The organism is Pseudomonas sp. Z003-0.4C(8344-21) (assembly GCF_900104975.1).
GTDB classification, from domain to species: domain Bacteria; phylum Pseudomonadota; class Gammaproteobacteria; order Pseudomonadales; family Pseudomonadaceae; genus Aquipseudomonas; species Aquipseudomonas granadensis.
The window spans coordinates 314,334-328,980 of sequence record NZ_LT629756.1 but is presented as its reverse complement, the minus strand read 5'-3'; the positions used below and the strand labels follow the sequence as shown (position 1 = coordinate 328,980).

General features: G+C 59.7%; 16 protein-coding genes. 9 read left to right on the top strand and 7 right to left on the bottom strand.

What is annotated here, in order from left to right; genetic code table 11:
* Positions 1–3: 3 nt before the first annotated feature.
* A complete protein-coding gene (locus BLU24_RS01465) occupies positions 4–1,767 on the bottom strand; it encodes a cation:proton antiporter (RefSeq protein ID WP_093096686.1) in 1,764 nt (587 codons plus the stop codon).
* A gap of 278 nt (positions 1,768–2,045) precedes the next feature.
* Here BLU24_RS01465 and BLU24_RS01460 point away from each other — a divergent pair, with 278 nt between their 5' ends.
* The gene (locus BLU24_RS01460) at positions 2,046–2,528 is read left to right on the top strand and encodes an acyl-CoA thioesterase (protein ID WP_016772447.1); all 483 of its coding nucleotides are present in this window, start codon (positions 2,046–2,048) and stop codon (positions 2,526–2,528) included.
* Positions 2,529–2,632: 104 nt separating this feature from the next.
* Here the strand turns inward: BLU24_RS01460 and pdxY are convergent, their stop codons facing one another.
* Positions 2,633–3,505, bottom strand: a complete 873-nt coding sequence (pdxY, locus tag BLU24_RS01455) for a pyridoxal kinase PdxY (protein ID WP_090287716.1) — start codon at positions 3,503–3,505, stop codon at positions 2,633–2,635.
* A 117-nt stretch (positions 3,506–3,622) separates the two neighbouring features.
* Here pdxY and BLU24_RS01450 point away from each other — a divergent pair, with 117 nt between their 5' ends.
* The gene (locus tag BLU24_RS01450; RefSeq protein ID WP_093106359.1) at positions 3,623–4,036 is read left to right on the top strand and encodes a DUF3301 domain-containing protein; all 414 of its coding nucleotides are present in this window, start codon (positions 3,623–3,625) and stop codon (positions 4,034–4,036) included.
* 6 nt (positions 4,037–4,042) lie between these two features.
* Here BLU24_RS01450 and BLU24_RS01445 read toward each other — a convergent pair whose 3' ends face one another.
* Entirely contained in the window at positions 4,043–5,008 is a 966-nt protein-coding gene (locus BLU24_RS01445) for a CobW family GTP-binding protein (RefSeq protein WP_093096682.1), read from the bottom strand.
* A 27-nt stretch (positions 5,009–5,035) separates the two neighbouring features.
* Here BLU24_RS01445 and BLU24_RS01440 point away from each other — a divergent pair, with 27 nt between their 5' ends.
* The gene (locus BLU24_RS01440) at positions 5,036–5,392 is read left to right on the top strand and encodes an NADH:ubiquinone oxidoreductase (protein WP_093096679.1); all 357 of its coding nucleotides are present in this window, start codon (positions 5,036–5,038) and stop codon (positions 5,390–5,392) included.
* Between the two features lie 4 nt (positions 5,393–5,396).
* On the opposite strand, the gene BLU24_RS01435 is transcribed toward BLU24_RS01440, so the two are convergent.
* Both BLU24_RS01435 and zigA read right to left on the bottom strand, forming a co-directional pair.
* Positions 5,397–6,041 (bottom strand): DUF1826 domain-containing protein, encoded by a 645-nt coding sequence (locus tag BLU24_RS01435; RefSeq protein ID WP_093096676.1) that lies wholly within the window; start codon positions 6,039–6,041, stop codon positions 5,397–5,399.
* Complete coding sequence (zigA, locus tag BLU24_RS01430) at positions 6,041–7,246, bottom strand: zinc metallochaperone GTPase ZigA (protein WP_093096673.1); 1,206 nt, start codon at positions 7,244–7,246, stop codon at positions 6,041–6,043. The genes BLU24_RS01435 and zigA overlap by 1 nt, the downstream gene beginning before the upstream one ends.
* Positions 7,247–7,439: 193 nt before the next feature.
* Here zigA and BLU24_RS01425 point away from each other — a divergent pair, with 193 nt between their 5' ends.
* From BLU24_RS01425 to BLU24_RS01405, 5 genes are all read left to right on the top strand, one after another.
* Positions 7,440–7,820 carry a glutamine synthetase gene (locus BLU24_RS01425; RefSeq protein ID WP_093096670.1) on the top strand — a complete coding sequence of 127 codons (381 nt, stop codon included), beginning with the start codon at positions 7,440–7,442 and terminating at the stop codon, positions 7,818–7,820.
* Between the two features lie 104 nt (positions 7,821–7,924).
* Positions 7,925–8,821: a GTP cyclohydrolase FolE2 gene (folE2, locus tag BLU24_RS01420; protein ID WP_093096667.1), complete on the top strand. Its 897-nt coding sequence runs from the start codon at positions 7,925–7,927 to the stop codon at positions 8,819–8,821.
* Positions 8,818–9,486 (top strand): metal ABC transporter ATP-binding protein, encoded by a 669-nt coding sequence (locus tag BLU24_RS01415; protein ID WP_093096664.1) that lies wholly within the window; start codon positions 8,818–8,820, stop codon positions 9,484–9,486. Before folE2 ends, BLU24_RS01415 begins: the two co-directional genes overlap by 4 nt.
* Positions 9,486–10,352 carry a metal ABC transporter permease gene (locus tag BLU24_RS01410; protein WP_093096661.1) on the top strand — a complete coding sequence of 289 codons (867 nt, stop codon included), beginning with the start codon at positions 9,486–9,488 and terminating at the stop codon, positions 10,350–10,352. Before BLU24_RS01415 ends, BLU24_RS01410 begins: the two co-directional genes overlap by 1 nt.
* A gap of 11 nt (positions 10,353–10,363) precedes the next feature.
* Positions 10,364–11,239 (top strand): metal ABC transporter substrate-binding protein, encoded by an 876-nt coding sequence (locus BLU24_RS01405; protein WP_093096658.1) that lies wholly within the window; start codon positions 10,364–10,366, stop codon positions 11,237–11,239.
* A gap of 9 nt (positions 11,240–11,248) precedes the next feature.
* On the opposite strand, the gene BLU24_RS01400 is transcribed toward BLU24_RS01405, so the two are convergent.
* A complete protein-coding gene (locus BLU24_RS01400; protein ID WP_042608032.1) occupies positions 11,249–11,767 on the bottom strand; it encodes a DUF3617 domain-containing protein in 519 nt (172 codons plus the stop codon).
* Between the two features lie 131 nt (positions 11,768–11,898).
* On the opposite strand from BLU24_RS01400, the gene cls reads away from it, so the two are divergent.
* On the top strand, positions 11,899–13,338 hold the full coding sequence (gene cls, locus BLU24_RS01395; RefSeq protein ID WP_093096651.1) for a cardiolipin synthase: 1,440 nt from the start codon (positions 11,899–11,901) through the stop codon (positions 13,336–13,338).
* Positions 13,339–13,362: 24 nt separating this feature from the next.
* On the opposite strand, the gene cfaB is transcribed toward cls, so the two are convergent.
* Positions 13,363–14,550, bottom strand: coding sequence for a C17 cyclopropane fatty acid synthase CfaB (gene cfaB, locus BLU24_RS01390; RefSeq protein ID WP_093096646.1), 1,188 nt, complete (start codon positions 14,548–14,550; stop codon positions 13,363–13,365).
* Positions 14,551–14,647: the final 97 nt, after the last annotated feature.

The following is a 14,647-nucleotide window of genomic DNA, read 5'->3' as shown; positions in this document are numbered from 1 at the left end:
AACTTAGTGCCCTGACGACTCCTTGTGATTGTCGAGGGTTTCCAGCAACGCGACCTGCATCCGCGTGTGCACGCGGATGAACCAGCGCCATAGCAGCGCCGCCACCGCGGCCGCCACCACGGCGATCAGCACCAGCAACTTGTTGGTCGGCAGAATACTGGCCGACAAGGCTGCCAGCAGCAGGAAAATCACCAGCAGCGAGATAATCGGGATCACCTCGGCGATCACCCGGCGCACTCGCTGCGTGTGTCGCCCGGCCATCTCCGGCTTGACGCCCATCTCCGCGAGCAACATCGACAGCGCCTTGAGCTTGCGATAAGCAGCGATCAGGAACGGCAGCGACACCAGTAACGCGCCGCCCCAGATCAACGCCTTCTGCCAGCTCGGATCACCGATCCAGTCCTGCAGCCACACCGACAGGCGTTCGGCGAAATAAGCCCCGGCGATGAAGATGGCAATCACCAGCGCCAGGTTGACCCCGACCTGCAACAGAATCCGCCGGATCATCGACGCCAGCATCGCGCCCTCGCCTTGCGGCTGGATGCTGCGCAGCCATTCACCGTACATGCCCAGTACCCGGCCGAGACGTTTGGGCATGGCGGCGGACAACTTGATCGACAGCGGATCGGCCGCGCGAATCAGATACGGTGTCAGCAACGTGGTAATCACCGATACCGCCACGGCGACCGGGTAGAGAAAATGGCTGGTGACCTGCAAGGTCATGCCCAGCGCGGCGATGATGAAGGAAAATTCGCCGATCTGTGACAGGCCCATCCCCACGCGCAGTGAGGTACGTCCGTCATTGCCGGCGATAAACGCACCGAGGCCGCAGGACAACATCTTGCCCAGCACCACGGCCACGGTGATCACCGCAATCGGCCAGGCGTATTCGAGCAGGATCATCGGGTCGAGCATCAGTCCGATGGCGACGAAGAAGATTGCGCTGAACAGATCACGCACCGGCTCGACCAGCCGTTCGATCTTCAGCAATTGCCGCGACTCGGCCATGATCGCGCCAATCAGGAAGGCGCCGAGGACCATGCTGTATTCAAGTTTCACCACCAGCAGGCAGAAGCCGAAACACAAGCCCAGCACGGTGATCAGGAGCATCTCGTTGCTGTCGAATTTCGCCACGTAGGCCAGCAGGCGCGGCACCAGCAGGATGCCGATGACCAGCGCAACGATCATGAACAGCGACAGCTTGCCGACGGTGGAAAACACTTCGCCGGAACTGACCGTGCCGCTGACCGCAATGCTCGACAGCAGCGCAATGATGCCGATGCCGAGGATGTCCTCGACGATCAGTACGCCGAAGATCAACTGCGCGAAGCGTTCGTTCTTCATCTTCAGATCATTGAGGGCTTTGACGATGATGGTGGTCGAGGAAATCGCCAGGATCGCGCCGAGGAACAGCGAGTCCATGGTGTTCCAGTCGAACCAGCGGCCGATTTCGTAACCGATCCAGATCATCAGGATGATTTCCAGAAACGCCGCGATAAACGCTGTGGCGCCGACCTTGAACAGCTTGCGCAGGCTGAACTCCAGCCCGAGGCAGAACATCAGGAAGATCACCCCCAGCTCGGCGAGGGTCTTGATGGTGTCTTCGTCGTGGATCAGGCCGAACGGTGGCGTATGCGGGCCGATGATGAAGCCGGCAACGATGTAGCCAAGTACCACCGGTTGCTTGAAACGGTGAAACAGCACGGTCACCACACCTGCAACCAACATGATCACTGCCAGATCCTGAATGAAGCTGATGGCATGCATGGTGTGGGGCTCCTTGATGACGAGGCCGCGGACAGACGTCAGAAGCATCTGCGCAGGCTGGGTAAAAATCCGCTTCGGCTGTAGGAATTGCCCTTGGGCAGGGCTTTTGCAGGTTAACACCGCGACTTCTTTCTGAAAGCCGGTGCAATATAAGGAAACAGATCGATTGCGGCGTGACGGCGAGCCTGCGCCCGGCGTCCCGATATCGGTGCTTTTGAAAAGCGACCAGGCATCCGCAGAGGTGCTTTCAGCCATCCGCCTTGACCCGTGAGAACGTTATGGAACCCGGAAACGCCCAGCTGTCGATGACGGTACTGATGACCCCCGACATGGCCAACTTCTCTGGCAATGTCCACGGCGGTACGCTGCTCAAATACCTCGACGAAGTGGCCTACGCCTGCGCCAGCCGGTATGCCGGCCGCTACGTGGTGACCCTGTCGGTGGATCAGGTGATTTTCCGTGAGCCGATCCATGTCGGCGAGCTGGTGACCTTCCTCGCGTCGGTCAACTACACCGGCAATACCTCGATGGAGGTCGGTATCAAAGTGGTCACAGAGAACATCCGCGAGCGCTCGGTGCGCCACACCAATAGCTGTTTCTTCACCATGGTGGCCGTGGACGACCAGCGCAAACCCGCCGCCGTTCCGCCGCTGCAACCACAGAATAGCGAAGACAAGCGTCGTTTCATGCAGGCGCAGCAACGTCGGCAGATTCGTCAGGAGCTGGAAAAGCGTTATCAGGAGATCAAGGGCGACGCTTGAGATTTGTAGCGTTAAGAAATCGCTATCGCGAGCAGGCTCACTCCTAGATTGAAATGCGTTTCCCTGTAGGAGTGAGCCTGCTCGCGATTGGATTTAACGCGGTATTACAAACTGATCGCCGTCGCCTCGAACTTTACCCGCGGATGCGCAATCCGGTCCTGCGCCCGCACCAGTTGCAACTCGTAACTGGCACACGCCTGGGTCTCCAGCAGCACCTCATGCACTGCCGCCGCGGTGAACTCGAACGCGGCCAGCAGACTGTCGCCCAATAGCACTCGCGCCAGGAACAGCCCCGAGGTCAGGTCACCGACACCCACCGGCTGACGCGGAAACGCCAGCAGTGGACGGCGCAAATGCCAACTGCCCTCAGCCGTCACCAGCAACATCTCGAAGCCATCGGCCGGTTTGCCTGGATAGTCCAGATGCTTGACCAGCACCGCTTTCGGCCCGCGTGCCAGCAGTGCCCGCGCCATCGCCAGGCAATCGAACAGCGATTGCGGCTTGCGCCCGGAAAAGCTGTCCAGCTCCAACTGGTTCGGGCACATGATGTCTGCCACTGCTGCCGCCTCATCCAACAGGAAGTCGCTGACTTCGGTCGGCACGCTGCAGCCTTTCTCCGGATGCCCCATCACCGGGTCACACAGATACAGCATCTTCGGATTGACCGCTTTGATGCGCGCCACACCGCTGAGAATCGCACGGCCCTGCGCGGCACTGCCGAGGTAGCCGGACAGCACCGCGTCGCAGTTGCCCAGCTCACCAATGGCGGCAATCCCTTCGATCAGCGCGGGAATCTGCTGCGGCGCCAGCACTTCACCCGCCCACTGACCGTATTGGGTGTGGTTGGAAAACTGCACGGTGTTGAGCGGCCAGACGTTGACGCCGACCCGCTGCATCGGAAAAACCGCGGCGCTGTTGCCGGCGTGGCCGAACACCACGTGGGACTGGATGGCGAGCAGATGAGGCGTGCGTTTCATTCGGGTCATTCCGTAAAACGATTGAAATTCAAGCCGCGCAGTATGCGACGAAACACAGCCTGTACGACAGACCGGCGACGCAGTTAAGCTGACGCCATCTTTTGGAGTTCGATGTTGATGCTGACCCTGGAAAACATCTTCGTGCTGATGCTGTTCGCCGCTGCCGGCGCCTGGTTGTGGCACAACCACGGCTTGCGCGAGCGCGCGCTGGAGCGGGTCAAGCAGCACTGCACCAACGTCGGCGTCGAATTGCTCGACGGCAACGTCGCGTTAAAGAAGATCGGCCTGATCAAGGATGCCAACGGCCGGCGGCGCCTGGCGCGGGTCTACAACTTCGAGTTCACCGTGACCGGCGAAACCCGGCACAACGGCACCATCACTCAGTTCGGTGCGCACAGTGCGCAGATCGAACTGGCGCCCTACCCCGCACCGTTTGACGATACCCCGCCAGTGGTGGAAGTCAGCAAGCCGCGCGCCGAAGTGATCGAGCTGAGTCAATGGCGTCAGGAGCATACCAAGTGGAAGCCTTGAGCTGACTTACGGCAGCCGACACCGCGCAAGTCCTGCCTGCAATTCATCAATATTTTGTGGCTCAGCAAAGATCAGCTCGATTCGCGAGTCTTTGCGCCATTCGCTGGTTTGCCACTCCAGACTGGCGTTATCCAGCGCATTCGCCGACACCCAGCCATCCGGGCTGTGGATCACCATTTTTGCCCGCCTCCACTGAAGCGCTTTAAGCCAGTCCGCGATGTCCTGTTTGCCGAACGTCTGGTCGGGATGCCAACGCCAACCGATGCTCCAGCCGCCCTCCTGCGCCTGACTCAGGCAGATCGGCGCGGTCGGATCGCTCCAGACTGCTGGAAGCCGCGCAGGTCCCCTGGGTATGAGCAGATTATCTGCGCCACTCATCGCTTGCGCGGCCAAGCCCGGCAGATCACCCAAAGACAATTGCGCCTGGCTGGTCCAGATCAGCCTGACCGGCGGCAATTGTCTGGCGATTGTCTGCCGTTGCTTCTCATCGAGGCCTTCGGCTTTGTTCATCAAGACCAGTCCGGTGCTGCTCAACGCCTGTTGTTGCGCTGCGGGCAATGCTTGTCTCGCATGCAGTGCCTGGGCATCGAGCACCAGCACACTCGGCTGCACCGCCAGCACGCCCTGCCAAGGCGCCTCGCGCAGTTGCTTGAGCAACTGCAGCGGATGGCCCAGCCCGGACGGTTCGATGAACAAGCGATCCGGCTTCGCTTTGCGCAGCAACCGGGCGAGGCCGATCTGGAATGGCGCGCCGTTGACGCAACACAGACAGCCGCCGGCGACTTCGGCCAAGTCGGTACCCGCTGCGTCGCGGCTCAGCAACGCGGCATCCAGGCCGATCTGGCCGAATTCATTGATCAGCACCGCCCAACGCTCACCTGCTGGACGCTGGGCCATGAGCTGGCGAATCAGACTGGTTTTGCCAGCGCCCAAAGGGCCAGCAATGACATGGGTGGGAATGTTCTGCAACATGGCGGCAAGCTTTTGGGAGATTCGAAGATGCGTTGGATGGGATGGTCGTTGCTGTTGGCGCTGGTGTCGAGCGAAGCGTGGGCTCAGGCCTGTGTGGTGCACAGTCAGGGCGAGCGGCTCGACGTCAAAGTCTGCCAGCAAAACCGTAATATCCCCGAGAAACTGTTCAATGACGGCTTTTGCCAGCCGACCCTGGTCGGGCAAAAAGTCGAAGTGCAATATGTCGATCAGTGCCCGAGCGGTGCGTTTGGCGTATGCAGCAACGCGCAAGTTGCCAATATGCCCTATCGCCAGGACATCCACTATTACGGTGTGGCCACTGATGCGGCGTACCTGAAGCCGTATTGTGAAGCTCAGAGCCAGGGGTCATGGCTCAGGCCTTGAAGCATCAGCCGAGCCAGTCGAGGGTCAGAATCAAGCGGCGCTCGCCCACTAACGGTTGCGGCGAGCGGTGGATCAAGCCGAAACCTTCGTTGCCATGCCATTTTTCGCCCTTCAACAACGCAACCTCGCCGCTGCTGAGTTGCTGAATATCCGCGTGGGGTTCGGCGTCGGCCTGGCCGAGTTGACGGCGATCCATCGCACCTTCCGCGAGCCATTGGCTGCCGACGCCGGCGTAGGTCGTGATCAGCCGCACCGGTACGTGATCAACGTGGAAGCGCGGACACATGGCTTTGTCCAGCGCCCGCAGGCGCAGGCCGATCCGCCGCGCACCGAGCAAGCAGGCAAAGGCGCTGACCAACCATTTCAAATCGGCCGTAAAGCTTTCGTAACCCTGCACGTCGCCATACTCCGCGGCCAGCCCTGTGAGATCCGGCTCGGCGTCCTCTTCGGGCAACTCCAGACACAGCGACTGCGCCAAAGGCTGGTTGAGCGACAGCAGCACATCGGCAAACTCGCTGATGTGCAGTGGCAACTGTCGCTGCCAGACGGCCAGATTCACCTCGTCTTCGAAAATGCGCGTCAGTGCCTGTGGGGTCGGGCCTTGATGCTGTTGGCGGGTTTGGTTTCCCGGCGATTGGAGTGCAGGCATCAGGCGGCCTCTTCGTGCCAAGGACCAAATGGGTCCGCGAGCATTCGCCAGCCCTCGGCACCGAGCGCCATTTCATCATCAGTGAGCAGGCAGGCATCCAATTCAGCAGTGAGTTGTAGAAAATCGATGTTCTGGCCGATGAACACCAGCTCCTGGCGGCAATCTCCTACGCTCGGCGTCCAGTTTTCCAGGATGGCTGCGCTGCTTTCCTGATCCTGTGGCCATTGGTCTTTCGGTACGAACCGCCACCAGCGCCCGGCAAAACCGTGACGCATCAAGCCACCGGCCTGCGACCAGCTCCCGGCGTCGGTGGGCTTGCTCGCCAGCCAGAAAAAACCTTTGGAGCGCAGCAGTTTGCCGTTCAACCATGGACGGTTGATGAAGTCGAAGAAGCGTTGCGGGTGAAAGGGCCGCCGCGCGCGGTATGCCGTCGATACGATGCCGTACTCATCGGCTTCCGGAATGTGCTCACCGCGTAGCTCCTTGAGCCAACCTGGCGCTTGCGCGGCTTTGTCAAAGTCGAAACGGCCGGTGTTCAGGAGTTTTTCCAACGGCACCTCGCCCATCACCATCGGAATGATTTCGGCCTGCGCGTTCAGGCGCTTGAGGATGGCGATCAGTTCTTCACGTTCTGGCTGGCTGATCAGGTCGATTTTGCTGATCAACAGCACGTCGGCGAATTCGATTTGTTCGATCAACAGATCGGTGATCGAACGTTCGTCTTCCTCCCCCAGGATTTCACCGCGAGAGGCGAGGCTTTCTGCCGCTTGGTAATCGGGGAGGAAATTCACGCCGTCGACTACCGTCACCATGGTGTCGAGACGGGCAATATCGCTCAGGCTTTGGCCGTTTTCGTCGCGGAATGTGAAGGTTTCCGCGACGGGAAGCGGCTCGGCAATGCCGGTGGACTCGATGAGCAGATAATCGAAGCGGTTTTCGCGGGCAAGCTTGCTGACTTCTTCAAGCAGGTCCTCGCGTAACGTACAGCAGATACAGCCGTTGCTCATTTCGATTATTTTTTCTTCAGCGCGACTAAGGCTGACATCACGCTGGACTTCGCTGCCATCAATGTTGATCTCGCTCATATCATTGACGATGACGGCTACGCGCATTCCGCTTCGATTACGTAGTACGTAATTCAAAAGCGTACTTTTTCCGGCGCCCAAAAATCCGGAAAGAACGGTTACGGGCAGTTTTTCTGACATTGGATAATCCTGTCTTTGAGCCAGCAATGGGCGAATTCCTCAGTGCCATGCGTCCCATCGCTGCGTTGAGCCAACGCAGGAATCTGAAAAAGCAAAATCATGGGTCTGAGGCCGGGTTATTTTTATGTTATGTTATAACCCTAAAAACATACCAGCTTTTGTTTCGCCCTGAGGTGCTCGCTTGAAACGGTCCATGACGAAAAACGCCCTGCGCGGGGTTGTGCTGAGCTGTGCTCTGCTGCCCCTCTTAAGCATTCTGGCGCAGCCGGGCACAGCGGCAACCTGTACGCGCAGTGCGAATCTCTTGGCCTGCGCGGACGCCGTTGGCAACAGCTACAGCGTGAACACCGTGGGCAACACGCTTTATTTACGCGGCTTTGAAAAAGACGGGCATCGCTATTGGGCGCAAACCAACAGCCGCTTCGGTCAGCTCACCTTTTTCACAGGTATCGCTTCGAACGGAGAGGCCTGGGTGGGTTACACCCGTCGGGTGGGCTGGACCACGATCAACCGTTTTTCAAGTTCTGGCGCAGGTAGCGCGAAATTCACCTGTAGCCGAATGACCGGGTGCTAAGCACTCCCGCTTCTTGCTTGGTAAAAATTCATTCATGAAACAAGCAATGGCGTACGCATTGTTATACTGTAACATCCGATTCGTTTAAATCGACGGTTACAACCATGAACTCACTGACACTGCCGGATATTGCCGCAGAGGCGCTGCGCGAAAATGTGCCGCTTGAATGGGTAGGCATGCAGGGCATCGCTTTGCCGATCCACCTGCTAGGAAAGCCTCTGAGTGCCAAGGCAGACGCTGGGGTGAGCCTTGATGATGGCGAAGCGCGGGGCATACATATGTCGCGCCTGTACCTGGCGTTGGACGCACTGGAACAGAAGGAGCTTTCGCCTTCTTTACTGCGTCGTGTACTCAGCCAATTTCTCGACAGTCATGAGGGCTTATCCAGCTGCGCTTATCTCAATCTGCACACTGAATTACTGCTGAAACGCCCCGCGCTGGTAAGCCCTTTGGCCGGCTGGAAAGCCTATCCCGTGTGCATTTCTGCCACGCTGAAAAAGCAAATGTTCCACGTGGAACTAAAACTAGAGTTGCCCTATTCCTCGACCTGCCCCTGTTCAGCGGCGTTAGCCAGACAACTGATCCAGCAACAATTCATCGATGACTTCGCCAACCAAGCGTTGCAACACGCCGATGTGCTGGCATGGCTCGGCTCTTCCCGCGGCGTCGTCGCCACGCCTCACAGCCAGCGCAGTACTGCAAAACTGCATTTTCATCTTGAAGAATCCATCGATGAGTTACCGCTGAATACACTCATCAACGCTGCCGAAGCTGCGCTCGGCACAGCCGTGCAGACCGCCGTGAAGCGCGCCGACGAGCAAGCCTTCGCCCTCGCCAATGGGCAGAATCTGATGTTTTGTGAAGACGCTGCACGCCGCTTGAATCTGGCGCTGCGCCGCATCCCAGGGGTCAGCGCTTTCCACCTGCGCGTTGTTCACGCCGAAAGCCTGCACGCGCACGACGCTGTTGCCGAAAGCCAATGGCAGCGGGAGCCGGCATGATTCGTTGCCATTCATTGAGCTGGGGAGCCCCAGGCCAACCGCTGACATCGCCGCTGAACCTGCAACTCGACCGCGGCTCACTCACAGCAATTATCGGTGCCAATGGCTGCGGCAAAAGCAGCCTGCTGAAAGTCATCGCCGGCCTCCAGAAGCCACTCGCGGGCAAAGTCTCTCTCGGTGTTCCACGGCAAAGCGGATTGTCCTTTCTTCCGCAACAGCAGCATCTCGATCGGCAGTTTCCGATCAACCTGCAAGAGCTGGTTGCCGCCGGATTCTGGGGGCGCCGGTTATCAACGCAACTGCGCGCGCAACGGTTGCATGCCGCGCTGGAGAACTGGCACTTGCACGGACTCGAACAGCGCCCGTTGATGGCGCTGTCCGGCGGCGAGTTGCAACGCGCTCTGCTCGCCCGTTTAAGCCTGACCGATGCGCCCGTGCTGCTGCTTGATGAACCCCACGCGGCACTCGATGAGCTCGGTCAACAACTGCTCTGGCAGCATATCCATGCATGGCACGGCGAAGGCCGGACACTCGTCGTGGTGTGTCATGACCTCGCTGCGGTACGCCAGCACATTCCCAGCACATTGCTGATCAAGCATCGCGAGTGCCGCTTGGCGGCGAGCGCGGAGCTGATTGCACAAACTCCACACACCCAGGTGGCCTGATGCTCGCCGTCAGCCAACTCTGGCAGCCGTTTCACGAATTCATGTTCATGCGTCGCGCCCTGTTCGGCGGTTTGGTCCTGGCCTGCAGCACGGCGCCACTTGGGGTGTTTTTGATCCTGCGGCGTATGAGCCTGATCGGCGATGCGGTCGCCCATGGAATCCTGCCCGGTGCTGCACTGGGCTTCTGGTTCGCCGGGCTCAGTTTGCCGGCACTGACCTTCGGCGGCCTCGGTGCAGGCCTGGGCATGGCTGGACTGGCGGCCTGGATTACTCGGCGCACCGGCCTGCGCGAGGACGCCAGCCTCGCCGCGATCTACCCGATCTCGCTGGCCAGCGGCGTGCTGATACTGGGTATCGCCGGAAAGCGCCTGGACCTTCTGCATCTGCTGTTCGGTTCAGCCTTGGCCGTCGACGGACCCACCTTGCAAGGCATGCTGTGGGTCTCGGCGTGCAGCCTGATCGCCATGGTACTGATCTATAAACCGCTGGTACTCGACACCCTCGATCCACTTTTCCTGCGAACCGTCAGCCGTCTCGGCCCGCTGGCCCACGGTGTATTCCTGACCTTGGTGGTGCTGAATCTGGTCATCGGCTTCCAGGCCATCGGCGCCTTGATGGTGGTCGGCCTGATGATGCTGCCCGCTGCGGCTTCGCGATTCTGGAGCCGACGCCTGCCTGTGCTGATTGCCGTTGCGGCAGCAATCGGTTGCCTGTCGGTGTGGTTCGGATTGCTGCTGTCGTTCTATTACTCGCTGCCCAGCGGTCCGGCAATCGTGCTGGTCGCCGGCGCCGGTTATCTGTTGTCGGTGATCGTCGGCCCGGTCCATGGTCTGCTGCGCCGCCCGCCTTTGCTCACATCCCAATGAGGTGTTTCCCGATGCGCGCTCTACTCGTGCTGTTCAGCTTGTTGCTGTCGATGTCATTGTCGGCGGCGGAAAAAATGCCGGTGGTCACCAGCTTCAGTATCCTCGCCGACATGGTTCACCAGATTGGCGGCAACCATGTGCAGATCACCAGCATGGTCGGCCCGGACGCCGACGCGCACACTTACGAGCCAACGCCGGACGATGCCAAAGCCCTGCTCAAAGCCAGACTGATCATTAAAAACGGACTGGGCTTCGAGCCATGGCTGGATCGCCTGGTCAGCAGCACCGCCACTCAGGCAACGGTGATCAATGCCAGCCGCGGGGTGATTCCCCGATCTCTGGATGAGGATGGCGAAACCGTGCCCGATCCACACGCCTGGCACAATCTGGCCAACGCCGAGCTGTACGTCGCCAACATCACCAAGGCGTTGATTGCGGCTGATCCGTCGAACAAGACCGACTACGAGCGCAACAGCCAAACCTATCTGAAGCAGATCTACGCCCTGCTCGCCGAGGCCAAAACCAGACTGGGTTCACTGCCTGCGGGCAACCGCAAGATCGTCACCAGTCACGATGCGTTCGGTTATCTCGGTCAGGCTTACGGCATCGACTTCATCGCGCCCCAAGGTTTGTCCACCGAGCGCGAGCCGTCAGCCGCCGAAGTTGCCGCGCTGATTACGCAGATCCGTCAGGCCAAGGTCAAAGCGGTGTTCATGGAAAACATCAAGGACGCGCGCCTGCTCAAACAGATTGCCGATGAGAGCGGCGCGCATATCGGAGGGACGTTGTACTCGGACGCGCTCGCCGCGAGTGGGCCGGCGAGCACCTTTACCGGCCTGTTCGAATACAACCTCAACACGCTGTACAAGGCGTTGAGCCAGCCATGACGTGAAGCATCAAGCGCGGGGCTTCACCGTCCCGCAATCCTGACCCAACCACACCGCGCGGGTTTCCAGACTACCCTTCTGATTGATCCCGATGGCGTTGAACGTGCCGTTGGCGACGGTGGTGAATTCGCGATCACTGAGAAAGGTCGCGACCCCGGTGCCCTGCGCTTTCGGGCAGCTGAAACGGAATTTCCACTGGTTGCCGGTGCGCTCCGTGATCTGCTGTTTGCAGCCCGATTGTGGATCGGCCAGTGGAATATCGTTGGTCGCTACTTGCTGCGGCGTGAGGCAGGCGCGGATGCCCTTGCCACCAATGTTGATGCCATTCTTCTCCAGCGCGGCGCGCTGTTGCGGCGTGATCTGGCCTTGAATCTGGCCGAGGATCGATTGCACATCCATCGCCTGATCGTCGACTTTCAAATTGCTCGAGGTCATTTCCCACAGCCCCGGCTGCAACATCTGCGCTTGCGCAACCACCGGCAATGCCAAACCCAGGCCCAGCGCCAAACCCAGCAGACGAACGTTCATCGACAAACTCCTGATCAGTTGTGGCCGTTAGACGCCGGCCGGTTGCTTCGGTTCATGGACCAATTAAATAGCGACATTCGCCGCTGAACATGGTCTGTTAAGCATTGCATCTACCGGAGCAAGGCTGCCCCATGGATTATTTTGGACCGCACATTTTCGGTTATCTGATCGCGCTGATTCACACCCTCGGATCGATCGCCGCGATACATGCGGTACTCACCGTGCGCACTGCGCAGGGTTCGATTGCCTGGGCATTGTCGCTGATCTTCATTCCCTATCTCACGCTGATTCCCTATCTGGTCTTCGGCCGCAGCACCTTCGACGGTTACATCAAGGCGCGGCGCCAAGCCAACGAACAGATGCGCGTGGCCATCTCCGAGCTGAACTGGCGCCCGTGGGTCGAGGAAGCCCTCGCCGCGCGTGCTTCCAACGCTTATGCCTCGTTGCGTGCGATGCCCAAACTTGGGCGGATGCCGTGCCTGGCCAATAATGAAGTGCAGCTATTAATAAACGGTGCGGCGACGTTCGAGGCGATCTTCAGTGCGATCGAGCAGGCCAAAGAAGCCGTGCTGGTGCAGTTTTTCATCATCCACGACGACCGCCTGGGGCAACGCTTGCGTGATCTGCTGCTGAAAAAAGCCGCAGAAGGGGTGACGATTCACTTGCTCTACGACCGCATCGGCAGCCACGCCCTGCCCCATAGCTATGTGCAGGCATTGCGCGACGGCGGTGTTGCGGTGAAAGCATTTGCCACGCGCAGTGGCTGGCTCAACCGCTTCCAGGTCAACTTTCGTAACCACCGCAAGATTGTCGTGGTCGACGGCATCGTCGGGTTTGTCGGTGGGCACAACGTCGGCGACGAGTACATGGGCGAGAAACCACCGCTGGCACCGTGGCGCGATACCCATGTACAAGTCCGTGGCCCAGTCGTCGCGAGCATGCAGGAATCCTTCGCCGAAGACTGGTTCTGGGCGGCACGCTCCCTGCCGCCGCTGATCCTCCCGGATGCTTATCCGGACGATGGCGTACTTTGCCAGTTGCTCGCCAGCGGCCCGGCCGATGCCTATGAAACCTGTTCGTTGTTTTTCGTCGAGGCGATTCACGCCGCCACCGAGCGGGTGTGGATCACCAGCCCGTATTTCATTCCGGATGAAGCGGTATTTGCCGCGCTGCGACTAGCCGTGCTGCGCGGCGTCGATGTGCGCTTGCTGCTGCCGTCGCGCGCAGACCATCGCATCGTCTATGCCGCTTCCAGTCTGTATGCGTTCGAGGCGGTGCGCGCCGGGGTGCGAGTGTTCCGTTACGAGCCCGGATTCCTGCATCAGAAAGTGGTATTGATCGACAGCGAGATCAGCGCGATCGGCAGCGCCAATCTGGACAATCGCTCGTTCCGTTTGAATTTCGAGGTCATGCTGCTGACCGTCGACAGTGCCTTTGCCGCCAGCGTGGAACACATGCTCGAAGCAGACTTCGCCCAGGCTTACGAAGTCGCCAAGGAAGAGAGCCGGGAAATCCACCGCCTGCAACAGGTCGGCATGCGGATCGCCCGGCTGATATCACCGATCCTGTAAGGCGTCCCGTGAAGACGCCTGCGATCACGGGTTATAAATGTCGTCGCGGGTCCAGGGCAATTCATGGCTGCCGTCGGGATGCGCCTTCACCGCAAGGATCTGGTGCAGATTGATCCAGCCACGGGCAAACGCATAGGCGCAGCCGGCCAGATACAGGCGCCAGATACGCAACGCCTGTTCCGGTACCAGTTTGCCAGCGGCTTCGAGGTTGTCCTCCAGTCGCTCGCTCCAATGGTCCAGCGTACGCGCGTAATGCAGGCGCAGGCTTTCCACGTCGACAATCTCCAGCCCGGCTTCACTGATCTGCGCCGAGATCATGGAAAGGTGCGGCAACTCGCCGTTAGGGAAAACGTATTTCTCAATGAAGTCGCCCGCACCACGCCCGACCGGCCGGCCATCGGTATGCTTGGCAGTGATGCCGTGGTTCATCACCAGGCCACCCTCCTTCACCGCGCCAAACAGGGTTTTGCAGTATTCGGCGAGATTGGCATGGCCGACGTGTTCGAACATGCCGACACTGACCACCTTGTCGAAGCGCCCGTCCTGAGGCAGATCGCGGTAGTCGAGCAATTGCAGTTCTATCTGATCTTCCAGCCCCTCAGCCTTGACCCGCTCACGTGCCAGCTTCAGTTGCTCCTGACTCAGCGTGATGCCGAAGACCCTGGCGCCGAACTCCCGTGCGGCGAATCGCGCCAGCCCACCCCAGCCGCAGCCGACATCCAGCAAATACTCGCCCGGCTGCAAGCGCAGCTTGCGGCACAGATGGCGGAATTTGGCCTGTTGCGCCTGCTCGAGGGTTTCGCTGCCGGTCTCGAAATACGCGCAGGAATAGACCATGTCGCTGTCGAGCCACAGCTGGTAGAAGGCATTGGAAAGGTCGTAATGGTACGAGATGGCCTTGGCGTCGGTTTCCTTGTCGTGCACGGAACGCACCGGCTGACTGCCTTCATCTTCGTCGAGCAACGCGCTGCTCAGTTCATCGCAAACCCGGATGACCTCGCTGATCGAGCCCTCCAGTTCAAGTTTACCCTCAACGAACGCCGCTCCCAGCGCATCGAGGCTTGGGTGAGTGAACTGGGTGACCATCTGTGGGTCCTTGACCACGATGGTGACGCTGGGCGTCGGCCCCAGATTGAATTCATGGCCGTCCCAGAGTCGCAGGCGAAGCGGAAGCTGCAGGTTCTGTAAGGCCGGTGGAAGTTGCGCGAGCATGGAAATTCCCCCCTTGTTTCAGACGTCAGATCTGAGGGTAGACCATCGCGGAAAAATAGCAGGCTATCGAATTGATTAGCCGAAGCTATCGTCGCAG